Genomic DNA, 22370 nt, shown 5'->3' with positions numbered 1-22370 from the left:
TATATGCACCATTTACAAACTAAAATCCACGAAATTCGTGGACAAAAAGTGCTGCTCGATTTTGATTTAGCAGAACCTTACGAAATCGAAACTCGAGTTTTGAATCAAGCCGTAAAAAGAATGGCTAACTATGTCATCACAAATTGTGACGACATCTACCTCAAAAAGACCTAAAAAAGCCTATCCGTATGTTTTTACAGAACAAGGTGTAGCCATGTTAAGTGGTATTCTGAACTCGAATATTGCAATTAATGTCAACATCGCTATAATGCGTACATTTGTGCTCATTAGAAGACAAGTTGGAACTAATAATGAGTTCAATAAAAAACTAAAGGAATTAGAGTCAAAATACGACCAACAATTTGGAGAAGTTTTTGAAGCATTGCATTATTTGATTCAAAAAGAAAAAACAGAGGAATTACATCAGAAAAGGAAACAAATTGGGTTTAAAAAATAAATGAAACAAATAAGCATTTTAGGTTGTGGTTGGTTGGGATTGCCTTTAGCGAAATCATTCATAGAAGTTGGATTTTCAGTTAACGGTTCGACGACATCATTGGAGAAAATGGACGTATTGAAAGAAGCAGGAATTGCTCCTTTTCAAATTAATGTAAAGGAAGATAGTATTGAAGGTGAAATGGCTTCTTTTTTAGAAAACTCATCTGTTTTAATTATAGATATTCCGCCGAAATTACGAGGAAACTCAAATGAAAATTTTGTAGCTAAAATTCAAACTGTAATTTCATTCATTGAACAATCAACTATAAAAAAAGTGCTTTTTGTGAGTTCGACTTCGGTGTATGCTGATGACAATTCAGAAGTTACAGAAAACACAAAACCTCAACCTGAAACGGAAAGTGGAAAGCAATTGTTGGAAGCCGAATTTCAATTATTAAATAACACTAATTTTCAAACCACTGTACTCCGTTTTGGTGGTCTGATTGGTGATGATCGCCATCCGATTCGGTTTTTGTCAGGGAAAAAGAATATAGAAAATCCAAATGCTCCTGTTAATTTAATTCATCAATCGGATTGCATTGGAATTATTCAATCCATCATAGAAAACGAAAATTGGAATGAGGTTTTCAATGCTGTAACGCCTTATCATCCTTCCAGAAAAGAATATTACACCCAAAAAGCAATCGAATTGAATTTGACTTTGCCTGAATTTGATGAAAGTAACCCTTCAATAGGAAAACTAATTTCGAGTGATAAAATACACCGTCAATTGAATTACACTTTTAAAACACCTGAATTATGAGCGCAAATGACATCATAGGAACCATTGGAGTTGGGATTATTTTGATGGCTTACTTTTTAAACAATTTTTCCTTCATACAACGCAACGGAAATCTGTATTTTGTATTGAATATACTCGGAGCAAGTATTGCTTGTTATGCTTCGTATTTAATTAACTACATTCCGTTTGTGGTCTTGGAAGCCACTTGGGCAATTATAAGTTGTATTGGCTTACTACAAAACATAAAAAAACCTCAAGAATCAGCTTGAGGTTTTATTTTTTTACCAAATCTTTACGCGATCTTCTGGTTTGACGTATAATTTGTCTGTTTCTTTAATATCAAATGCTTTGTAGAACTCATCTACGTTCAATAATGGAACGTAAGCGCGGTACATTCCGGGTGAATGCGGATCGGTCTTTACTTGGTTTTTGATGGCTTCGTCTCTTGATTTGGTTCTCCAAATGGTTGCCCAAGAAATGAACAAGCGTTGTTCTGGAGTATAACCATCAATCAAACCAGGATTACCATTTTCTTTCAAATAAATCTGTAAGCCATCGTAAGCCGCATTGATTCCGCCAAGGTCACCAATATTCTCTCCTAACGTAAATTTACCGTCAACAAAAGTTCCAGGTAATGGTTCTAACGCACTGTATTGGGCTGCTAAAGCTCCGCCTAATCCTGTAAATTGTTTCAAATCGTCTTCAGTCCACCAATTCACTAAATTTCCATCGGCATTGTAACGCGAACCCGAATCGTCAAATCCGTGTGAGATTTCGTGACCAATTACCGCTCCAATTCCACCGTAATTTACAGCTTCATCTGCTTTATAGTCGTAAAACGGAGGTTGAAGAATAGCCGCTGGAAATACAATCTCGTTGTACGAAGGATTGTAATAAGCATTTACGGTTTGAGGCGACATTCCCCAACGGGTTTTATCGACAGGTTTGTTTAAATCGGCAATATTTTCTTCAAATCCCCATTTAGAAACATTTTCCATGTTAGAAAAATAATCGCCACCTTCTTCTTTACTTTTGAGTACTAATTTTGAATAGTCCTTCCATTTGTCTGGATAACCTATTTTTACGGTTGATTTGCGTAGTTTTTCGATAGCACCTTTTCGTGTTTCCGGAGTCATCCAAGGCAAATTATTGATTCTGTTTTCAAAAGCTAAGAACACATTTTTTATCATTTTACTCGCTTTTTCTTTGGCTTCTGCAGGGAATTTTTTCTCTACATACAATTTCCCTAATGCTTCACCAACTGTGCCGTTTACAACTAGCAATGCTCTTTCTTCACGTGGTCTTTGCTTTTTTGCTCCTTGTAAAGTTTTGCTGTAGAATTCCCAACTTGCTAATTCAATTTCTGTAGTTAATACATCCGAAGCTTTGTTAATTAAAGTCCAGCGTAAATAGGCTTTCCAATCTTCCACGTTATTCTCGCTAAAAATGGTTTGAAGCGCTGTCATGTATTTGGGTTGAGAAACAATCACTGAATCTAAATTTTTGATTCCAACAGTAGTGATGAACTTTTGCCAATCAACGGCTGGAGTTAATTTTTGCAAATCGGCCACCGACATTGGGTTGTAGGTTTTTCTTCTGTCTCTGCGTTCTACTCTATCCAATCGAGGTTGTGCCATTGCGGTTTCTAGGGCTAAGACACGTTGCGCATTGGCTTTGGCTTGTTCTGGCTTTTCGCCTAAAAAATGTAACATTCGAGCAACGTGGAGCACGTATTTTTCTCTTTTTTCTTTAGAATCAGCGTCTTGAGAAACGTAGTAATCCCTATCGGGTAAACCCAAACTTCCCAGACCAATATTTACAACATTTCTATTACTGTTTTTAGCATCAGGACCAATACCGATTCCGTAAAACCCGATTCCGCCTACTGGTGCCATTTCGATGATTAAATTATTGACATCTTGAATGGATTTAACAGCATTAATTTTTTTAAGTTTGGGTAAAATCGGTTTGATTCCGAGTTTATTTCTATAAACCGTATCCATATAAGTAATAAACACTTTAACGGCTTTGGCTTGATCGGATTTTGGGTCTAAATTCTTGTTGTTTACTGCTTCTTTTAGGATAGCCAAGGCATCTTTATCAGTGTTTTGACGTAATTCATCAAAACTTCCCCAGCGCACTCTGTCGTTTGGGATTTCGGTTTGATCGAACCAAGTTCCGTTTACATATCTAAAAAAATCATCGCCAGGTTTTACGGTTTTATCCATAAAATCCAGATTGATTCCTGGGTTTTTTTGTTGTGCTGATAATTGATTCAATCCAAGTAACAAACACGTGATAATTAAAAGATTCTTTTTCATATTCTTACTTCTTAGTTATTTTTTTAGTTACTACTTGATTATTGGATTTAATTTTCACAAAGTAAATTCCAGTTGATGCATTCGATAAATCTAATACTAAATTAGCATTGTCTTGATTGTTTGTTTTGACGTCAATTTGTTTCCCAAGAACATCATAAACTTCAACACTTTCAACTGAACTATTTTGAGCCATTATATTGAAAATTCCGCTGGATGGATTAGGATAAATTGTCAAATTGTTAATGTCAAAGGCTTGATTCGCTAGAGTTCCACTGATTAAGAAATCATCAATAAGTACTCCTTCTTCAACCACCGATTGATCAGAATGAAATACAAATCTGAATATTACATTGGTTTCGGCATTTAATTCATCCAAAGGATAGAAGTAGTCGGAAAGCACATTATTGGTTCCTGTCCATTGAGCTCCAACACAATTAAAACAATCGGAACCAGAGGTGTCAGGTGTTCTGTCACTGTTGTACCAATTGGTATCCATACTTCCTAAAACTTGCCAAGTTTGTCCTAAATCAGTTGAATATTGTACGTATAAAATATCCCAATTATTTTCTAAATCATAGGCTAATTTAAAACTAATTTGAGGGTTGGCTAATTGTGTTAAATCATAACATTCTGAAATCAAAAATGATTTGGTCAAATCGGGGTAAGTTCCGCTTAAAGAAGTAGCATACACTTTATTTGACCCAGATGACAATGTTCCTCCTGTACGTATTCCTCTTTCCCAAATACCCGTAGAACTGCCTTCATCATTTTCTAACAATTCGTCTGTAGTGTTTTCAAAAGTATTGGTTACATTGACTTCACCTGAATCGTTAATGTAGAAAACTCCTTGAGATGCATTATTATCAAAATAAGCATCATTAGGAATCGTACATGAAACTTGAAAATCATAAGCTCCTTTTGCCAAGTTTACTGAAGGTAATGTTACAGATGCGGTTTGGTTGGATGCTAAATTTCCGCTCCAGTTGTAAGTATATGGTGTAGCATTATAAGAATAATCAAATGTTATTGAAGTAATTGCATTCAGTCCGTTATTTTTAACGGTAATTTCTGGTGCCACATTACTATTACAATTTACATTTACAGAAGATGGACTTAAAATTTCGGTCAATCGAATATCGGCAGCTGGAACCTCAACAGGAATAGTCGACTGCCAAATTCCTCTTCCGTAAGTTGCCGCAACAATAACATTGTCTTCTAAATTAATTTCTAAATCAGTTACTGCAACATTAGGTAAATTAGTATCAAATGGTTCCCATTGCGACATCGTATCATCTCTGTAATAAACGCCTAAACTTGTTCCAACGTAAAGCGGGTTATCTGTATGTCTTCCTTGGTGAACAATTACATTTTTACCAATATTAGGCAATCCTTCGGATATTGAATTGAATGAATCTCCACCATCAGTAGACACTAAAACTTCTCCATCAGTTCCCGAAGTAGTAATGTATATAATAGATCCATTTGATGAATGTACGTCTACAGAAGTTATATTACTTGAAGCAAAATACACTGGAGAAAAACTAACTCCTTTATCATTGCTTTTGTACAGAACACTATTGTCAACAACAAACATATTATAATCGTCGCTCGGGTCAATGGCAATGTATTCAAAACTGTCACCATTAAAAGGAGAAGCATTCTGTTGTGCCCAATCAGATCCTGATAAAACATATAAATTAGTATAACCAGAGAACAATTCACCTGCTGAATTCATTGCTAACGGAGTAACCCAATTTCCTTGTTCTCCAGCGGGCATTCCTACCGAACTTGTTAATGAATTTCCGCCGTTATTACTAATGTAGAGTCCACCTCCACCTTGTATGAATCCATAAAATAAATTATTGTTGGTTGGATGAACCGCTGCGTCCATTCCGTCAGCGCCATAAAAGTTTTTCCATTGATTATCACTAAAAGCGTAACCTCCGTTATCTTGTAATCCGCCTACCATTTTAGAAGCGGTTTGTTTGGAAACTGCAACTCGATAAAATTGTCCGATTTGGGCAGTAGCTGTTTTATCTGTGAATGATGCTGCAGCATTGTCAGATACATATATTCCGCCATCACTTCCGCAATACAATTTGTTTCCGTAAAAACGTAAATAATGAATATCAGCATGAGAATACGTTGGACTAAATGGCTCACTCCAACTATTAATTTTAGTAAAACTAGCTCCACTAGTAGTTGATTTCCATATGTTCAAACAACCCGTATAAATCTCGTCTGCATTGGTTGTAGAAACGGCTAAAGCCAAATCGTACCATGCTTGATCCGATTCAAAAATATTAGTTGTACCCGAAGTTTCTGTCCAACTAGTTCCTCCGTTTGTCGATTTATAAACTCCTTGAAAACCATATCCATTAGTAGCACTTAAAATATAAATTACTTCCGAATTGGCTGGTGTTACATCCAATAACATTCGCCCAGAACTTGCAGGCAAACCTGTTGTAATAACCGTAAAACTGGCTCCTGAATTGGTTGATCGGTAAAATCGATTTTTTGAAACTGCATAAACTGTACTATTATTTCCGGGTTTTAATCGAATTCTTCCTTGTGAAAAATCACCCGTTTGAACTAAAGTCCAATTTGCTCCTGCATTAGTTGTACGATAAATTCCATTGTCAGTAGCCACCCACAACATATTAGAATCACTTGGATTTATTAAAATATCTCCAGAAGCTGAACCTGTTCCTGAAAAAGTCAATCCTGTCGTATTCCAAGTCTGTCCACCATCTACAGATTTCATAACTCCTACTGAATACGTATCAAAAGCATCAACATCACCTGTTGCTATGTAAATAATATTTGGATTATTATAATCTACTGCTATTCCTGAAACCCCAATTTGTGGTAAATTATCACTTAATGGTGTCCATGAATCTCCTGCATTTGTTGATTTCCAAATTCCACCCGCTGGCGCACCTAAATAAACAGTATTCGGATTGGAAGGATCAACTAAAATAGTATTTACTCTTCCTTGTCCAGACGACCAAGAACCTGTATTAGTGTGAGTAAAAGGACCAACTGATTGCCAATTACTGGTTGCCACTTGAACGGAATTAGCATTTCTTTGTAAACTTCTGCTTTTTTTGGCATAATAAGCATCCCACATTTGTTGTGGTGTAATTAATTGTCCTTGAGAATTCGTTTTGTTTCTCCAGTGATTTTCCCAACGCATGAAGGGTTTATACCCACTTCCTTTTTTGGTTTTGTCATGATTTTTCCAATATTCATTGAACAATTGAACCATGTCATCAATCGTGGCTTCCGATTTTTTTGCTTTTTCAGAATTAATCAACCAAGGCGCGTTGGTATTGAATTGCGAAAAAGTTAAGGATGTTGTGAAAAACAACCCAAAAAGTATAATTTTTTTCATTTTCGTTAATTTTTTCCAAATATAAATAAATTATGAACATCAGCTATTTCTTTAACATACGTAGAAAGTAATATTAACGGATGTTTAATTAAATTTGCTGAAAATATTTTTGATATGTTGCCTTTAATAAAAAAATACCGTGTTTTTGTTGGATTTTTTATAGTTTTTTCCATCATCACGATTTCTCTATTTTATTCTGTTCTAAAACCCAAACCTACATTACCAATTTACAACCCAAGCGATGTTAATCCTGAATTAGTTGATACTACAATTCAACACGTCTCTAATCGACATACCATAGCCGATTTTAAATTTCAAAATCAAAACGGAAAATGGATTACCCAAAAAGACTACGAAGGTAAAATTTATGTAGCTGATTTTTTCTTTACTACTTGCCCAACTATTTGCCCAAAAATGACGAATAATATGGTTTGGCTACAGAATCAAATTAAAAACAATCCAAAAGTCATGTTGCTTTCCCATTCAGTTACTCCTGATATAGACAGTGTTCCAGTTTTGAAAAAATACGCTCAAGAAAAGGGTGTCATTGATGCCAAATGGAATTTAGTTACAGGCGATAAAAAAGACATTTACTACATCGCGCGAAAATCGTACCTTGCTGTAAAAACAGGAAAACCCGAAGAACTGTACGACATGGTTCACACCGAAAATTTTGTTTTAGTTGATTTCAAACGAAGAGTGCGTGGTTTTTACGACGGAACCAATCTAGACCAACCCACGCAACCCGGAATCAAAAACGTAAAACAACTTCTTGAAGATATTCTTCTGTTGTGCGAAGAGGAAAAATAATCAACATCCTTTTTACGACAGTAACAACGCTTAAAATTTTATTAAACTTGACAATTATCATGTGTTATAGAATGTAAATATGTACTTTTGTATTTTAATTCATTCTAAATAAACAGTGAACCCAACTCTCGATCAATTAAAAATAGGACAAAAAGCCATAATTTCTGAATTGAAAATTGATGAAATTCCTTTGAAATTACTTGAAATGGGTTGTCTTCCAGGAAATTCAGTTGAATTAATTCAAATTGCTCCTTTTGGTGATCCGTTGTACTTTAACATCAACGATTCTCACGTGGCCATCCGACTTGAAACGGCAAAAGCGATCGAAATTACTTTTGAAAACAACTAGTTAATGGCACACAAAACAATCAAAGTAGCGCTAATTGGTAATCCGAACACTGGAAAAACTTCGGTGTTCAATCAATTGACTGGTTTGCATCAACAAGTGGGAAATTATCCCGGAATTACCGTTGAGAAAAAAATCGGTTATTGTAAATTATCCAAGAATGTTAAAGCGACTATTTTGGATTTACCCGGAACGTATAGTTTAAATGCCAATTCGATTGATGAAAATGTGGTTATCGAATTGATGTTGAACAAAAACGACGAGCATTTCCCCGATGTGGTCGTTGTAGTTTCTGAAGTAGAAAATTTAAAACGCAACTTACTGCTTTTTACTCAAATTAAAGACTTAGAAATTCCTGTGATTTTGGTCATCAACATGAGCGACCGAATGAAATTAAAAGGAATTGAACTCGATATTCCGTTTTTAGAAGAACAATTCAAAACTAAAATTGCCTTGGTGAGTTCGAGAAAAAAAATTGGTATTGAACAGATTAAAGAATTGATTTTAAACTATCAATCCATCTCAACCGAACCGTGTTTAAATGCCTCTACAATTGATACTGAATACTTTGATAAACTCCGAAAAGCATTTCCGAATCAGTTGGTTTACAAATTATGGTTGGTCATTACGCAAGACGTTAATTTCTTGAATTTGGAGCGTAATGAAATGAAGAGTTCATTTACCAAATCGCATGCAGATTTGCGCATGTTGCAACAAAAGGAAACCATAAAACGCTACCAATTCATCAACGATACATTAAAAATTGGACAAAAAATTGACCGTTCCAAAGCAACTGATTTACGAGCGAAATTGGATCGTGTTCTGACGCACAAAATCTTTGGTTATGCTATTTTCTTGTTCATTTTATTTGCAATTTTTCAATCGATTTTTGATTGGTCGAGTGTTCCAATGGACTATATTGACAGTTCGTTTGCCAATTTGGCTTCGTACGCCAAAACGCATTTGCCTGCTGGCGAATTCACCAATTTAATCAGTGAAGGAATCATTCCTGGAATTGGCGGAATTTTAATTTTCATTCCACAAATTGCCTTTCTTTTTCTGTTCATTTCTGTTTTAGAAGAAAGTGGTTACATGAGTCGCGTGGTTTTCTTGATGGATAAAATCATGCGTCGTTACGGTTTATCAGGAAAAAGTATTGTGCCTTTAATATCGGGTACAGCGTGTGCGATTCCAGCCATCATGAGTGCGCGAAACATTGAAAATTGGAAAGAACGATTAATTACCATTTTAGTGACACCTTTCATCACTTGTTCGGCTCGATTGCCCGTTTACGCTATTTTAATTGCCTTGATTATTCCCGAAAAAAGAGTCTTGGGATTCATCAGTTTACAAGGTTTAACATTAATGACCTTGTATCTTTTGGGATTTGGAATGGCCATTTTCTCCGCTTATATTTTGAATAAAATCCTTAAAATACAATCCAAATCATATTTTGTGGTTGAAATGCCGGGTTACAAAATTCCGATGTTTAAAAACGTAGCGATTAACGTATTAGAGAAAACAAAAGCCTTCGTTTTTGGTGCTGGAAAAATAATCTTGGCATTGTCCGTAATTCTTTGGTTTTTAGGATCTCACGGACCATCAAAAGACTTTGGTAAAGCAGAAGAAATAGTTAAAAATCAACTCAGTCAAAAAAACATCAACTACGATCAAAAGCAATTCGATGACGAAGTAAGTTCGTATAAATTAGAGCATTCGTACATCGGAATCATTGGAAAATCGATTGAACCCGTAATCAAGCCTTTGGGTTACGATTGGAAAATTGGTATTGCAGTTGTGAGTTCGTTTGCAGCTCGCGAGGTTTTTGTCGGAACATTGGCAACCATCTACAGTGTAGGAAGTCATAGCGATGAACAAGACACCATCAAAAACCGAATGGCGGAAGAAAGAGATGGTAATGGAAATAAAATATTCAATTTCCCAACAGGCGTTTCATTACTTCTTTTTTATGCTTTTGCAATGCAATGCATCAGTACTTTGGCGATTGTAAAAAAAGAGACCAACTCATGGAAATGGCCCGTAATTCAGTTGGTTTTTATGAGTGGATTTGCTTATTTAACCGCTCTTTTGGCCTATCAAATTTTAAATTAACATGATGCAGGAAGCTTTAACTTACATCGCATTAGGAATTGCAATTGCTGTTTTGTATCAAAAGTTTTTTGGTAAAAAAAAGAGCAAAAAAAACTGTGGCAAAGACGATTGTGGTTGTCATTAACCCAAAGCGACATCCAAGGTCATCATGACGATGAATCCACCGATTAATCCCAACGTAGCGATGTCGGTATTTTTGTCTTGCTGCGTTTCCGGAATCACTTCTTCTACTACTACAAATATCATCGCACCAGCAGCAAACGCCAAGGCATAAGGCAACAATGGTGTGAAAAAAGTAACGGCAACTGCGCCTAAAACTCCAGCAATGGGTTCAACAATGGCCGACGATTGTCCGTACATAAAACTCTTCCATCTACTCATTCCCATTCGGCGTAACGGCATCGAAACCGCAATTCCTTCTGGAAAGTTCTGAATTCCAATTCCGATGGCCAAGGTTACTGCGCCAGCAATGGATGCTTCCGGAATTCCAGCGGCAACTCCACCAAAAAGCACTCCAACGGCCAATCCTTCTGGAATGTTGTGCAACGTAATCGCCAAAACCAATAAAGTAGTACGTTGCCAAGGCGATTTGATGCCTTCAGTTTCTTTAAAATTGATGTGCAAATGCGGTAGAATTTTGTCGAGACCAAAAATGAATAATGCTCCCAATGCAAAACCAACCGCCGCTGGAATTACTTTTACAAAACCTTCGCCTTTACTCATTTCGATGGCTGGCGCTAACAAACTCCAAAAACTGGCCGCAATCATTACGCCACCCGTAAAACCTAGCATTCCGTCGAGAACCATTCGATTCATATTCTTAAAAAAGAACACAAAAGATGCTCCCAACGCAGTCAAAAACCACGTAAATAAAGTGGCATACAACGCCGCTAAAATCGGGTCGATACTTTCAAAATAATCTATAATGGATTGAAACATAATTAATGTACGTATAAATTATTAGCAATTTTGTTGGACAATGTTATTTCTTTTGAATTGATTTCGACCGTTAATGTGTCATCAAAACTTTCTTTTTCTTTTACAATCAACACCGAACCCAAAGCAATTTTTTGTTTGTCTAAATACTTTAAAAAATCAGAAGAAGAATCTTTCACACCCACACAATGGTATTCTTTGTTCAATTCGGCTTCCGATAATAATAATTTGGTAATTTTTTTAATCTCACCTTTTCGATTCGGAATTGGATCTCCGTGTGGATCAAAATCGGGAAAATCCAAAAATTCATCCAATTTATCAATTAAGGCTTCCGATTTGATGTGCTCCAATTCTTCGGCAATTTCATGAACCTCATCCCAAGAAAAATGGAGTTTTTCAACTAAAAAAACTTCCCACAAACGATGTTTTCGTACTATCATTTTAGCCGAAAGAAATCCTTTTTCTGTTAAAGTAACGCCTTGGTATTTCTGATACGCAACTAACTCTTTATCTGATAATTTCTTCAACATATCAGTGACCGAAGATGCTTTAGTCTCTAACATTCCGGCAATAGCATTCGTATTAACACCTTTGGGCGAAACAACAGATAAATGGTAAATTACTTTAATATAATTTTCTTCAGAAATAGTCATGATGCTCATAATAATTTCACAAAGAAAGGAATTTTATTTTTATTAGTCAAAAGATATTTTTAGTTTTATCTAAATTTTTATTTTGCTAAATGAAAAAAATAATTTCTTTGACGATTCTTTTGTGCTTCAATTCTTTAGTTGCTCAGGTGAAGGATTCCATTTCCAGCCATCAACAACCCGAAGAATTGGAAGAAGTAGTTGTTTCAGGCACATTAAAAGCGGTAAAACGACTTGAAACTCCGGTTCCTGTAGAAATTTATACCACCGCATTTTTAAAGAAAAATCCAACACCCAATCTTTTTGAAGCGTTGCAGAATGTAAACGGCGTTCGTCCGCAACTGAATTGCAACATTTGCAATACGGGCGACATTCACATCAACGGTTTGGAAGGTCCGTATACGATGGTCACTATTGACGGAATGCCTATTGTAAGTGCCTTATCAACGGTGTATGGTTTATCTGGAATTCCGAATTCACTCATCGAACGAATCGAAATTATCAAAGGTCCAGCGTCGAGTTTGTACGGAAGTGAAGCAGTTGGCGGACTCATCAACATCATCACCAAAAAAACCAAAAATGCTCCATTATTTAGTGCTGATATTTTTTCGACTTCGTGGTTGGAAACCAATGTTGATTTGGGTTTTAAATCGAATGTAGGTTCGAAAGCCGATTATTTGTTAGGAGTGAATTACTACAACTACAATCAACCCATCGATAACAATAATGATAATTTTACCGATGTTACACTTCAAGAACGCGTTTCTATTTTTAATAAATGGGATTTCAAACGGAAAAGCCAAAAGGAATTTTCGCTTGCCGGACGGTTGTTCTACGAAGATCGTTGGGGCGGCGAAATGCAATGGAACAAAAGTTTTCGTGGTGGGAATGAAGTTTATGGTGAAAGTATTTACACCACGCGTTTTGAACTCATCAGTAAATACCAATTACCTGTAAAAGAGAATGTTTTTTTGTCTTTTTCATTGACATCGCACGATCAAAATTCGGTTTATGGTGCAACAAGTTACATCGCTGCACAAAAAATTGCTTTCGGTCAGTTGATTTGGGACAAAAAACTCAATCATCATAATTTGCTTTTGGGTTCAGCTGTTCGACATCAATTTTACAATGATAATACGACTGCTACAATTGAACCGGAAAAGACATTAATTTACAGTTTTTTTGTTCAAGATGAAATTAAACTAGCTGAAAAACAGACACTGCTTTTGGGTTCGCGTTACGATTACAACAACAATCATGGCAGTATTTTTACTCCGCGAATAGCCTACAAATGGAATCCAACTTCAACTGATGTATTTCGAATTAATGCCGGAACCGGATTCCGAATTGTCAATCTTTTTACGGAAGAACACGCTGCATTAACGGGTTCGAGAGATGTAATCATTACTGAAGATTTAAAACCTGAAAAATCATACAACATCAACTTGAACTACCTTAAAAAATTCAAATTTGAAAATGCTACTTCGCTCGCGATGGAATTCTCAACTTGGTACACGTATTTTACCAATCAAATCATTCCCGATTACGACACCAATCCGAATCAGATTATTTACAGTAATCTCGATGGTTATTCGCAAACATTAGGTGTAAGCGGAAACATTGACTTGGTCACACCATTCGGATTAAAAACCATCCTCGGATTTACTTTTTTAGACCCAAAAAACGTTCGTAACGGCATCACTACACAACCTGTTTTAACCGAAAAATACAGTTTGAATTGGTCGATTTCGTATGAAATTCCGAAAATACATTTGACGATTGATTACACCGGAAATTTGTACGGACCGATGCGATTGCCACTTTTAGGAGCACTCGACCCAAGAAGTGAGTATTCCAAACCTTGGAGCATTCAGAACATTCAATTTACTTATAAAAAATTTCGTAGTTTTGAACTTTACGGCGGAATAAAAAACATATTGAATTGGACGCCCAACAAAGGAAATCCGTTTTTGATAGCGCGAGCTGATGATCCTTTTGATCAAAATGTAGTTTACGATGCCAACGGAAATGTAATTCCAACAGCAAATAATCCGTATGCTTTGACTTTTGATCCGAGTTATGTATACGCTCCCAATCAAGGAATCAGAGGATTTTTAGGATTCAGATACACCATTTATTAATGCAACATTATCATTATATTTTTACAGGCTCGGGTTTATCAGCGTTGATGACCGTCTATGAAATGATTCTGTCTGGAAAATTTGAAGACAAAACCATTTTATTAATTGATGAAAATCCGAAGAAATCAAACGACCGAACCTGGTGTTTTTGGGATGAAAAGGATGCTTTTTCAAAAATCACAACTAAAAAATGGAACTCCGCTTTGTTTACCGATGAACATTTCAAGCGCGATTTAGAATTGATTCCGTACCAGTACAAAATGATTCGCGGGTTGGATTTTTACAATTTGGTTTTTGACTTAATTGCTCAACACAACAACATTCATTTTCTCCATCAAAAAGTAATTGATTTTCAAGAATTAGGAATGCATTGTGTAGTAAAAACGGAAACTCAAAGTTTTACCTGCAACCAAATTTTCAACTCCATTTATACGCCTGAATTAGTTAAGAGTCAATCAAAATATCCATTGTTACAACAGCATTTCATCGGTTGGTTTATAAAATCAAAGGAAGGCGTTTTTGATACAAATCAAGTAACTTTCATGGATTTTTCGGTGGAACAAAAAGGCAACACGCGGTTTATGTACGTCTTGCCTACTTCTCCAACAGAAGCGCTTTTAGAATACACCTTGTTTTCGGCGGATTTACTTCCGAAAGAAGAATACGAAACTGAAATTAAAAAGTACATCGAGAAATTGGGAATCAACGAATATGAAATCGTAGAAAAAGAACAAGGCAACATTCCGATGACCTCATATCCGTTTTGGGAACACAACACCAAAAACATCATCAATATTGGTTCGGTCGGCGGATGGACCAAGGCAAGTACAGGTTATACGTTTAAAAACACCATCAAAAAATCAAAACAATTAGTTGGGTTTTTATCTTTAGAAAGCGACTTTAGAAAATTCCACAAAAAAGATAAATTTTGGTTGTATGACTTATTGTTTTTAGATGTGTTGTATAAAAGAAATGATTTAGGTTCAAGCGTATTTTCTTCCTTATTCAAAAAAGGAAACCCGACTTTAATTTTTAAATTTTTAGACGAAGAAACGTCGTTTTCTGAAGATTTACAAGTAATGTTAAAATGCCCGAAATTGCCGTTCATTAAGGCTTTACTAGGAAGATTATTCGGTTAATCAACACTTCCACAAATGTTAAACTTTATCAAAAACACCCTTTCTTCAAAAAGTTATAGCTAGTTTTGTCCCATCAAAAAATAACAATGAACACGATTATTTCACAATTACATCATCATCATTCTTGCAATCAGGCGAGTTAATGATGTATTGTAACTAATCAAAAACATAATTAAAAACCCGTCTGAGTACATCAAGACGGGTTTTTTGTATTCATATACTTCTTGATGTACTCAGATTTTATTCCAAATTAAAAATGAGTACTTTAAAAATTGCAATTCAAAAAAGCGGTCGACTGAGTGAAAAATCACTCCAACTTTTAGAAGAATGCGGAATTAAAATTTCCAACGGCGAGCGAAAATTGAAAGCCGTTGCACAAAACTTCCCCATAGAAATTCTGTTCTTGCGCGATGACGATATTCCACAATACGTCGAACAAGGTGTTGCCGATATCGGAATTCTTGGCGAAAATGAAGTCTGGGAAAAAGACAAAGAAATTAGAATCATCCAACAACTCGGTTTTGCAGGTTGCCGCATGTCATTAGCCATTCCAAAAGACGAAACCTATACCAATTTAACCTATTTTGAAGGCAAGCGCATCGCAACAAGTTATCCCAAAATTCTGACTGATTTTTTTGCTAAAAACAACATCTCTGTGTTTGTAGAAGAAATCAGCGGAAGCGTTGAAATCGCCACCAGTATTGGTTTGGCCGATGCCGTTTTTGACATCGTCAGCACCGGAAGTACATTGTTGATGAACGGTTTAAAGGAAGTCGCAACCGTAACCAAAAGCGAAGCCGTTTTGATTTCAAATCCTAATCTCACTCCGGAAAACCAACTTCTTGTGGATAAATTATTGTTCCGAATCCAAGCCGTTCGAGAAGGAAAACAAAACAAATACATTTTACTAAACGCTCCCAATTCGGCCATCGAAAGCATTTGTTCGTTGTTACCCGGAATGAAATCACCCACCATTTTGCCTTTGGTGAACAAAGACTGGAGCAGTTTGCATTCGGTAATTCAAGAAAACGATTATTGGGAAATAATCGAACAACTCAAAAATCTTGGCGCCGAAGGAATTTTGATTATTCCGATAGAAAAAATGATTCGATAATTCAATTTAGAAAACATGAAAACATACTTAAATCCAAAACCTGAACAATGGACAGAGTTGGCACAACGCAAAACAGTTACCAAAGCTGATTTGAACGAAACAGTAAAAGCCATTTTTGATGACATTCAAAAAAACGGAATCAAAGCAGTAAAAAAATACACTCATTATTTTGATGGTGTGTCAATTGAAAATTGCAGGGTAACTACTTCAGAAATTGAAGATGCTATCGCTCAAGTTTCCTTAGAATTAAAAAATGCGATTCAAGTTGCGGCGGAAAATATTACCCAATTTCACCTTTCGCAAAAAGAAATTCCGACTAAAATTGAAACTACTTCGGGTGTTTTTTGTTGGAGGGAAAGTCGCGCTATCGATACCATCGGGATTTATATTCCGGGCGGAACGGCTCCGCTTTTTTCAACGGTTTTAATGTTGGCGATTCCAGCTACAATTGCTGGCTGCAAGAACATTATTTTGTGTTCGCCACCCGATAAAAACGGCAACATCAATCCCGCGATTTTGTTTGCGGCTCAATTGACAGGTGTGACTCAAATGTACAAAGTTGGCGGTATTCAAGCCATCGCTGCGCTAACTTTTGGCACCGATGAAATTCCGAAAGTGTCCAAAATTTTCGGACCAGGAAACCAATACGTAACCGCCGCTAAACAATATGCCCAACAATTAGGTTTGGCTATCGATTTGCCTGCTGGTCCAAGTGAATTACTAGTAATTGCTGATGCCACTTGTGATCCAGAATTCGTGGCTTCCGATTTACTTTCGCAAGCCGAACACGGTGGTGATAGTCAGGTGATTTTAGTTACCAATTCAGAAGAAATTGTTACAAAAGTGACATCAGCGATTGAAAGTCAAAAAGCCATTTTACCTCGCCAATCTACTGTTGAAAAAGCATTGGAAAATAGTCGCGCGTTGGTTTTTCAAGACATTCCAACCGGAATCGAATTCAGCAATTTTTACGCACCCGAACATTTGATTTTGTCCATTGAAGATGCTGAGAGTAAAATTAAGTTCATCGAAAATGCTGGCTCGGTTTTCATCGGAAATTACAGCTGCGAAAGTGCGGGTGATTACGCCAGCGGCACCAATCATACTTTGCCAACAAATGGTTATGCAAAAAATTACAGCGGCGTTTCATTGGACAGTTTTATAAAGAAAATTACGTTTCAAAAACTGACTTCTCAAGGCATTCAAAATCTAGGACCAACCATCGAAATTATGGCGGCAGCCGAACAATTAGACGCACACAAAAACGCCGTTTCCATCCGATTAAAAAAACTGCAAAATGGATAGTATCATTAATTTAATTCGAAAAAATATTCTCTCGCTTACGCCCTATTCGAGTGCTCGCGACGAATACAAAAGCAATCTGGGTATCTTTTTGGACGCGAATGAAAATCCGTTTGGGAATTTAAATCGCTATCCTGATCCGTACCAATGGCGCTTAAAGCAAATTTTGAGTAGTCAGAAAAAAGTAGGAATTGAAAATATCTTAATTGGTAATGGAAGCGACGAAATCATCGACTTAGTACAACGCGTTTTTTGTGAACCGAATGAAGATACAGTCATCATTTGTCCACCAACTTATGGCATGTATGAAGTGTATGCGAATATTAACAATCTTGAAATTATTTCGATTCCATTAACCGACGATTTTCAGTTAAATTCGGATTCCATTTTAGCAACCAAAGCCAAAATTTTGTACTTGTGTTCGCCTAATAATCCGACAGGAAATTCATTAAAAAATTTGGAATTTATAATTCAAAATTTCAACGGAATTGTGTTTTTAGATGAAGCGTACATCGATTTTAGCGAACAACCGTCGTTGGTGTCCAAAATCAAAAACTATCCCAATTTGATTGTATCACAAACCTTTAGTAAAGCACGTGGTCTTGCCGCAGCTCGAATCGGAATTGCTTATGCCAATGAAACCATTATCTCGGTAATGAATAAAGTAAAACCGCCGTACAATGTGAGTCAGTTGAATCAAGAAGCCGCTGTGCAATCGCTCGCCGATGAAGCCAATTTTAAATCGAAAGTACAACTCCTAATTTCAGAACGAGAATTACTAAAACAATCGCTTCTAGCATTGGATTTTGTCACTAAAATTTATCCTTCAGAAGCTAATTTTTTACTGGTCGAAATGGAAAACGCAACAGCCATTTACAATAGTTTAATCGAACAACAAATCATCACGCGCAATCGAAGTTCGGTGGTTGAAAACACAATCCGAATTACCATCGGAACACCACGAGAAAACCAACAATTATTGTATGCTTTACAACTAATAACCGTATGAAAAAAGTACTATTTATAGACCGAGACGGCACGTTAATCATCGAACCTCCGATTGATTTTCAAGTGGATAGTTTGGAAAAATTAGAATTCTACCCTGAAGTTTTTCAGTATTTGTCTCGCATTGCTAAAGAACTCGATTATGAGTTAGTGATGGTGACCAATCAAGACGGAATGGGAACCGATTCGTTTCCAGAAAGCACATTTTGGCCCGCACAAAATAAAATGATGAAAGCGTTTGAAAACGAAGGAATTCGATTTTCTGATGTGATTATTGATGTTTCATTTCCAGAGCAAAATTTGCCCACACGAAAACCCGGAACAGCCTTGTTACAACAGTATGTAAAAGGCAACTACGATTTGAAAAATTCTTTTGTCATTGGTGATCGAGTTACCGATATTCAACTGGCAGAAAACCTAGGAAGTCAGGCGATTTTTATTTCGGTTACAGCCAATGAACGAGCGATTGTATCAACTACTTCTTGGGAAACCATTTATCGATTTCTAAAAGAACAACCACGCGTAGCACAACTCATTCGAAAAACAAAAGAGACTGAAATTACTGTCAAAATCAATTTGGATGGAAGCGGAAATAGTAACATTAATACAGGTTTGGGATTTTTCGATCACATGCTCGAGCAAATTGCCAAACACGGAAACATCGATTTAGACATTAGTGTCAATGGCGATTTGTATGTGGATGAACATCACACGATCGAAGATGTTGGAATTGCACTAGGTGAATCATTTGCACAAGCTTTAGGTTCTAAAAAAGGAATTAATCGTTATGGTTTTTTACTTCCGATGGACGATTGTTTGTCGCAAGTCGCACTTGATTTTGGCGGTCGTTCTTGGTTGGTTTGGAATGCGGAATTCAAAAGAGAAAAAATCGGAGAAATGCCTACCGAAATGTTTTCTCACTTTTTCAAATCGTTTTGCGATGGTGCCAAATGCAATTTGAACATCAAAAATGAAGGCGAAAACGAACACCACAAAATAGAATCGATTTTTAAAGCGTTCGCCAAAGCCCTAAAAATGGCCATTCAAAAAGACGGAACGAACAACATCCCAAGTACCAAAGGAATCTTATGATAGCAATAGTAAAATACAATGCAGGCAACATCACTTCGGTTAAAAATGCCATCGAACAATTAGGTTATTCGTGTCTCGTTACCGATGATAAAGCGATTTTAAAACTGGCTGAAAAAGTCATTTTTCCGGGTGTAGGCGAAGCAAGTTCGGCGATGAACTACCTTAAAGAAAAAGGGTTAGATGAAGTCATAAAAAATCTCACTCAACCCGTTTTAGGCATTTGCCTTGGTCAACAATTATTATGTCAATATTCGGAAGAAGGCAATACAGAATGTTTAGGCATTTTTGAAGCAACCGTAAAGAAATTTGAACCCAAATTGAAAGTACCACACATGGGTTGGAATACTATTTCGCGGTTAAACTCTACATTGTATAACGGAATTTCAGACGTTGAAGATTTCTATTTTGTGCACAGTTATTATGCTGAAATCACCAACGAAACTTCGGCTATTTGCGAGTATATTGTTCCGTTCAGCGCATCCATGCAAAAGGATAATTTCTACGCCACACAATTCCATCCCGAAAAATCATCAAGTGTTGGCGAACAACTTTTACTGAATTTTTTAAAACTATAAACGCGGAACAATCTGTGAAAATCAGTGCAATCCGTGGCAAAAATCTAATTTTATGAGAATCATCCCAGCCATAGACATCATCAACGGAAAATGTGTCCGATTGACCAAAGGCGATTATACCACGCAAAAAATATACAACGAAAATCCGTTGGAAGTAGCGAAATATTTTGAAGACAACGGTATTCAATACTTGCATTTAGTGGATTTGGACGGAGCAAAATCCAACCAAATTATCAACCACAAAATATTGTGTCAAATTGCAACCAATACCAACTTGAAGATTGATTTTGGTGGCGGATTAAAAAAGCGAAAAGACCTCGAAATCGCTTTTGAAAATGGAGCCAATCAAATTACTGGCGGAAGCATTGCTGCCAAAAATCCAACTGAGTTTTTAGAATGGCTAAGTGAATTTGGAAGCGATAAAATCATTTTAGGTGCCGATTGCCTGAACAGAAAAATAGCGACTCAAGGCTGGTTGGAAACGTCTGAATTAGATGTCATTGACTACATATCGGATTATGTTGTCAAAGGAATTTCGACTGTTATTTGTACGGACATCTCCAAAGACGGAATGCTGCAAGGAACTTCAAATGAGTTGTATCAGCAAATTTTAGCAACAACCAAAGTCAACTTAATTGCCAGTGGCGGCGTGACAACCATTTCCGATTTAGAACTTTTGAAAACCATAGGTTGTGAAGGCGCTATCATCGGAAAAGCCTTATATGAAGGCACAATAAAAATTGAAAATCTGAGCAAGTTATGTTAAAGAAACGAATCATTCCGTGTTTGGATATCAAAGACGGACGCGTGGTAAAAGGCGTTCGATTTCTAGAACTAAAAGACGCTGGGAATCCAGTGGAATTGGCTTCGTTTTATTCTAAAAATGGCGCTGATGAACTGGTGTTTTTAGACATCAGCGCGACCTTGGAACAACGTAAAACATTAGCCGAAATGGTCATGCAATTATCGAAAGAAATCAACATTCCTTTTACAGTTGGTGGCGGCATTCAATCGGTTGATGACGCTCGAATATTACTACAATCGGGCGCAGATAAAGTCAGTATCAATTCGGCTGCCGTTTTGAATCCGGATTTGATAACCCAAATTTCAGCTGCTTTTGGAAGTCAAAGTTTAGTCGTTGCCATCGACATCAAAAAAGTGGAAAAGGATTGGTACGTTTTCATCAAAGGCGGAACCGAATCAACCGGAATTTTAGCTATCGATTGGGCAAAAAAAGTAGAAGAATTAGGCGCTGGCGAATTATTAATTACATCCATGAATAATGATGGTTCCAAAAACGGATTTGCCTTAGACATCACCAACGCCATCAGCAAAGCCGTTTACATTCCGGTTATTGCTTCTGGTGGAGCTGGAAATTCGGAACATTTTGTTGAATTATTTACCCGAACCGAAGTCAGTGCCGGATTAGCAGCCAGTATTTTCCACTTTAATGAAGTGCCGATTTCCGAATTAAAAAACGTATTAAAAACCCAAAACATTCCCATCCGATGACATTAGATTTCTCAAAAAATAACGGATTAGTTCCAGTAATCATCCAAAATAACAAAACACAGCAAGTTTTGATGTTGGGTTATATGAACGACGAAGCGCTCCAAAAAACACAACAAGAAAACGTAGTAACTTTTTTCAGTCGAAGCAAAAACCGATTGTGGACCAAAGGTGAAACGTCTGGAAATTTTCTAAAAGTGGTTTCCATTGAAGAAGATTGTGATCAAGATGCGCTGCTGATTCAAGTCATTCCCAACGGACCAACGTGTCACAATGGAACAACATCGTGTTTTGCAAACGAATCTCAAATTTCTTTTCTACAGGAATTGGAAAAGGTCATTGAAAATCGAATTGCCAATCCAACTTCTGATTCGTATGTGGCGTCTCTTTTTCAAAAAGGAATCAACAAAATAGCTCAAAAAGTAGGTGAAGAAGCCGTCGAATTAGTCATCGAAGCCAAAGACAATAATCACGATTTGTTTATTGGTGAAGCAGCTGATTTGCTGTTTCATTATCTCATTTTATTGCAGGCTAAAGATTTGAAATTAAATGACATAGAGCAAGAATTACAACGCAGAATGAAGAAATAACACTGTTGTACAAATGTTAAATTTTAAAAAATAATGCAACTGCAACAAAATAATTCAATACGTTTGCAGTACTTATGATGAACAAAATACAAAA

General features: G+C 36.5%; 21 protein-coding genes. 17 read left to right on the top strand and 4 right to left on the bottom strand.

Translation table 11 applies throughout. The features are described 5' to 3' along the window. Nucleotides 1-3: 3 nt before the first annotated feature. Genes VK161_RS15375 through VK161_RS06625 form a run of 4 tightly spaced genes read left to right on the top strand, consistent with a single transcriptional unit; the run spans nt 4 to nt 1509 of the window. Nucleotides 4-174 carry an ORF6N domain-containing protein gene (locus VK161_RS15375; protein ID WP_349254658.1) on the top strand — a complete coding sequence of 57 codons (171 nt, stop codon included), beginning with the start codon at nt 4-6 and terminating at the stop codon, nt 172-174. Next, nucleotides 131-457 (top strand): hypothetical protein, encoded by a 327-nt coding sequence (locus VK161_RS06635; RefSeq protein ID WP_349254657.1) that lies wholly within the window; start codon nt 131-133, stop codon nt 455-457. Before VK161_RS15375 ends, VK161_RS06635 begins: the two co-directional genes overlap by 44 nt. Next, entirely contained in the window at nt 458-1261 is an 804-nt protein-coding gene (locus VK161_RS06630) for an SDR family oxidoreductase (RefSeq protein ID WP_324213982.1), read from the top strand. Beyond that, nucleotides 1258-1509 carry a CBU_0592 family membrane protein gene (locus VK161_RS06625; protein ID WP_324213981.1) on the top strand — a complete coding sequence of 84 codons (252 nt, stop codon included), beginning with the start codon at nt 1258-1260 and terminating at the stop codon, nt 1507-1509. The genes VK161_RS06630 and VK161_RS06625 overlap by 4 nt, the downstream gene beginning before the upstream one ends. Before the next feature lie 12 nt (nt 1510-1521). Here the strand turns inward: VK161_RS06625 and VK161_RS06620 are convergent, their stop codons facing one another. Together VK161_RS06620 and VK161_RS06615 are read right to left on the bottom strand one after the other, a co-directional pair. Next, nucleotides 1522-3561: a M13 family metallopeptidase gene (locus VK161_RS06620; protein ID WP_324213980.1), complete on the bottom strand. Its 2040-nt coding sequence runs from the start codon at nt 3559-3561 to the stop codon at nt 1522-1524. A gap of 4 nt (nt 3562-3565) precedes the next feature. Then, a complete protein-coding gene (locus tag VK161_RS06615; RefSeq protein WP_324213979.1) occupies nt 3566-6955 on the bottom strand; it encodes a T9SS type A sorting domain-containing protein in 3390 nt (1129 codons plus the stop codon). Between the two features lie 114 nt (nt 6956-7069). On the opposite strand from VK161_RS06615, the gene VK161_RS06610 reads away from it, so the two are divergent. From VK161_RS06610 to feoB, 3 genes are all read left to right on the top strand, one after another. Continuing rightward, nucleotides 7070-7765 (top strand): SCO family protein, encoded by a 696-nt coding sequence (locus tag VK161_RS06610; RefSeq protein ID WP_324213978.1) that lies wholly within the window; start codon nt 7070-7072, stop codon nt 7763-7765. A gap of 115 nt (nt 7766-7880) precedes the next feature. Further along, a complete protein-coding gene (locus tag VK161_RS06605; protein WP_324213977.1) occupies nt 7881-8114 on the top strand; it encodes a FeoA family protein in 234 nt (77 codons plus the stop codon). A gap of 3 nt (nt 8115-8117) precedes the next feature. Further along, nucleotides 8118-10223 carry a ferrous iron transport protein B gene (feoB, locus tag VK161_RS06600; RefSeq protein WP_324213976.1) on the top strand — a complete coding sequence of 702 codons (2106 nt, stop codon included), beginning with the start codon at nt 8118-8120 and terminating at the stop codon, nt 10221-10223. A 120-nt stretch (nt 10224-10343) separates the two neighbouring features. Here feoB and VK161_RS06595 read toward each other — a convergent pair whose 3' ends face one another. Continuing rightward, the gene (locus VK161_RS06595) at nt 10344-11162 is read right to left on the bottom strand and encodes a ZIP family metal transporter (protein ID WP_324213975.1); all 819 of its coding nucleotides are present in this window, start codon (nt 11160-11162) and stop codon (nt 10344-10346) included. Nucleotides 11163-11164: 2 nt separating this feature from the next. Further along, on the bottom strand, nt 11165-11812 hold the full coding sequence (locus VK161_RS06590; RefSeq protein WP_324214142.1) for a metal-dependent transcriptional regulator: 648 nt from the start codon (nt 11810-11812) through the stop codon (nt 11165-11167). Nucleotides 11813-11901: 89 nt separating this feature from the next. Between VK161_RS06590 and VK161_RS06585 the strand changes: the two genes are divergently transcribed. The 10 genes from VK161_RS06585 to hisIE all read left to right on the top strand — a co-directional run bounded on the left by VK161_RS06585 (nt 11902) and on the right by hisIE (nt 22276). After that, complete coding sequence (locus tag VK161_RS06585) at nt 11902-13950, top strand: TonB-dependent receptor plug domain-containing protein (RefSeq protein ID WP_324213974.1); 2049 nt, start codon at nt 11902-11904, stop codon at nt 13948-13950. Further along, nucleotides 13950-15089, top strand: a complete 1140-nt coding sequence (locus VK161_RS06580) for a lycopene cyclase family protein (RefSeq protein WP_324213973.1) — start codon at nt 13950-13952, stop codon at nt 15087-15089. Before VK161_RS06585 ends, VK161_RS06580 begins: the two co-directional genes overlap by 1 nt. A gap of 256 nt (nt 15090-15345) precedes the next feature. Beyond that, nucleotides 15346-16203, top strand: a complete 858-nt coding sequence (hisG, locus tag VK161_RS06575) for an ATP phosphoribosyltransferase (RefSeq protein ID WP_324213972.1) — start codon at nt 15346-15348, stop codon at nt 16201-16203. A 15-nt stretch (nt 16204-16218) separates the two neighbouring features. Then, entirely contained in the window at nt 16219-17508 is a 1290-nt protein-coding gene (gene hisD, locus VK161_RS06570) for a histidinol dehydrogenase (protein ID WP_324213971.1), read from the top strand. Next, a complete protein-coding gene (gene hisC / locus VK161_RS06565; RefSeq protein WP_324213970.1) occupies nt 17501-18514 on the top strand; it encodes a histidinol-phosphate transaminase in 1014 nt (337 codons plus the stop codon). Before hisD ends, hisC begins: the two co-directional genes overlap by 8 nt. Beyond that, entirely contained in the window at nt 18511-19602 is a 1092-nt protein-coding gene (hisB, locus tag VK161_RS06560) for a bifunctional histidinol-phosphatase/imidazoleglycerol-phosphate dehydratase HisB (protein WP_324213969.1), read from the top strand. The genes hisC and hisB overlap by 4 nt, the downstream gene beginning before the upstream one ends. Then, nucleotides 19599-20177: an imidazole glycerol phosphate synthase subunit HisH gene (gene hisH / locus VK161_RS06555; protein WP_324213968.1), complete on the top strand. Its 579-nt coding sequence runs from the start codon at nt 19599-19601 to the stop codon at nt 20175-20177. Before hisB ends, hisH begins: the two co-directional genes overlap by 4 nt. Nucleotides 20178-20229: 52 nt before the next feature. Then, complete coding sequence (hisA, locus tag VK161_RS06550) at nt 20230-20943, top strand: 1-(5-phosphoribosyl)-5-[(5-phosphoribosylamino)methylideneamino]imidazole-4-carboxamide isomerase (RefSeq protein WP_324213967.1); 714 nt, start codon at nt 20230-20232, stop codon at nt 20941-20943. Further along, the gene (hisF, locus tag VK161_RS06545; protein ID WP_324213966.1) at nt 20937-21689 is read left to right on the top strand and encodes an imidazole glycerol phosphate synthase subunit HisF; all 753 of its coding nucleotides are present in this window, start codon (nt 20937-20939) and stop codon (nt 21687-21689) included. Before hisA ends, hisF begins: the two co-directional genes overlap by 7 nt. Then, nucleotides 21686-22276, top strand: a complete 591-nt coding sequence (gene hisIE / locus VK161_RS06540; protein ID WP_324213965.1) for a bifunctional phosphoribosyl-AMP cyclohydrolase/phosphoribosyl-ATP diphosphatase HisIE — start codon at nt 21686-21688, stop codon at nt 22274-22276. The genes hisF and hisIE overlap by 4 nt, the downstream gene beginning before the upstream one ends. The last annotated feature ends 94 nt before the right edge of the window (nt 22277-22370 follow it).

The sequence above is a fragment of the Flavobacterium sp. genome (assembly GCF_035299245.1).
Taxonomy (GTDB): Bacteria; Bacteroidota; Bacteroidia; order Flavobacteriales; family Flavobacteriaceae; genus Flavobacterium.
This window is presented reverse-complemented; position numbering and strand designations above follow the sequence as displayed.

What these genes read in the sequence shown, in the direction of transcription:
- VK161_RS06620 (WP_324213980.1), bottom strand. Translation starts at nt 3,561, where the DNA reads ATGAAAAAGAATCTTTTAATTATCACGTGTTTGTTACTTGGATTGAAT.
- hisC (WP_324213970.1), top strand. Translation starts at nt 17,501, where the DNA reads ATGGATAGTATCATTAATTTAATTCGAAAAAATATTCTCTCGCTTACG.
- VK161_RS06595 (WP_324213975.1), bottom strand. Translation starts at nt 11,162, where the DNA reads ATGTTTCAATCCATTATAGATTATTTTGAAAGTATCGACCCGATTTTA.
- hisG (WP_324213972.1), top strand. Translation starts at nt 15,346, where the DNA reads ATGAGTACTTTAAAAATTGCAATTCAAAAAAGCGGTCGACTGAGTGAA.
- VK161_RS06585 (WP_324213974.1), top strand. Translation starts at nt 11,902, where the DNA reads ATGAAAAAAATAATTTCTTTGACGATTCTTTTGTGCTTCAATTCTTTA.
- VK161_RS06635 (WP_349254657.1), top strand. Translation starts at nt 131, where the DNA reads ATGTCATCACAAATTGTGACGACATCTACCTCAAAAAGACCTAAAAAA.
- hisA (WP_324213967.1), top strand. Translation starts at nt 20,230, where the DNA reads ATGAGAATCATCCCAGCCATAGACATCATCAACGGAAAATGTGTCCGA.
- hisH (WP_324213968.1), top strand. Translation starts at nt 19,599, where the DNA reads ATGATAGCAATAGTAAAATACAATGCAGGCAACATCACTTCGGTTAAA.
- VK161_RS06610 (WP_324213978.1), top strand. Translation starts at nt 7,070, where the DNA reads ATGTTGCCTTTAATAAAAAAATACCGTGTTTTTGTTGGATTTTTTATA.
- VK161_RS06580 (WP_324213973.1), top strand. Translation starts at nt 13,950, where the DNA reads ATGCAACATTATCATTATATTTTTACAGGCTCGGGTTTATCAGCGTTG.
- feoB (WP_324213976.1), top strand. Translation starts at nt 8,118, where the DNA reads ATGGCACACAAAACAATCAAAGTAGCGCTAATTGGTAATCCGAACACT.
- hisF (WP_324213966.1), top strand. Translation starts at nt 20,937, where the DNA reads ATGTTAAAGAAACGAATCATTCCGTGTTTGGATATCAAAGACGGACGC.
- hisB (WP_324213969.1), top strand. Translation starts at nt 18,511, where the DNA reads ATGAAAAAAGTACTATTTATAGACCGAGACGGCACGTTAATCATCGAA.
- VK161_RS06625 (WP_324213981.1), top strand. Translation starts at nt 1,258, where the DNA reads ATGAGCGCAAATGACATCATAGGAACCATTGGAGTTGGGATTATTTTG.
- VK161_RS06615 (WP_324213979.1), bottom strand. Translation starts at nt 6,955, where the DNA reads ATGAAAAAAATTATACTTTTTGGGTTGTTTTTCACAACATCCTTAACT.
- VK161_RS06590 (WP_324214142.1), bottom strand. Translation starts at nt 11,812, where the DNA reads ATGACTATTTCTGAAGAAAATTATATTAAAGTAATTTACCATTTATCT.
- hisIE (WP_324213965.1), top strand. Translation starts at nt 21,686, where the DNA reads ATGACATTAGATTTCTCAAAAAATAACGGATTAGTTCCAGTAATCATC.
- VK161_RS15375 (WP_349254658.1), top strand. Translation starts at nt 4, where the DNA reads ATGCACCATTTACAAACTAAAATCCACGAAATTCGTGGACAAAAAGTG.
- VK161_RS06630 (WP_324213982.1), top strand. Translation starts at nt 458, where the DNA reads ATGAAACAAATAAGCATTTTAGGTTGTGGTTGGTTGGGATTGCCTTTA.
- hisD (WP_324213971.1), top strand. Translation starts at nt 16,219, where the DNA reads ATGAAAACATACTTAAATCCAAAACCTGAACAATGGACAGAGTTGGCA.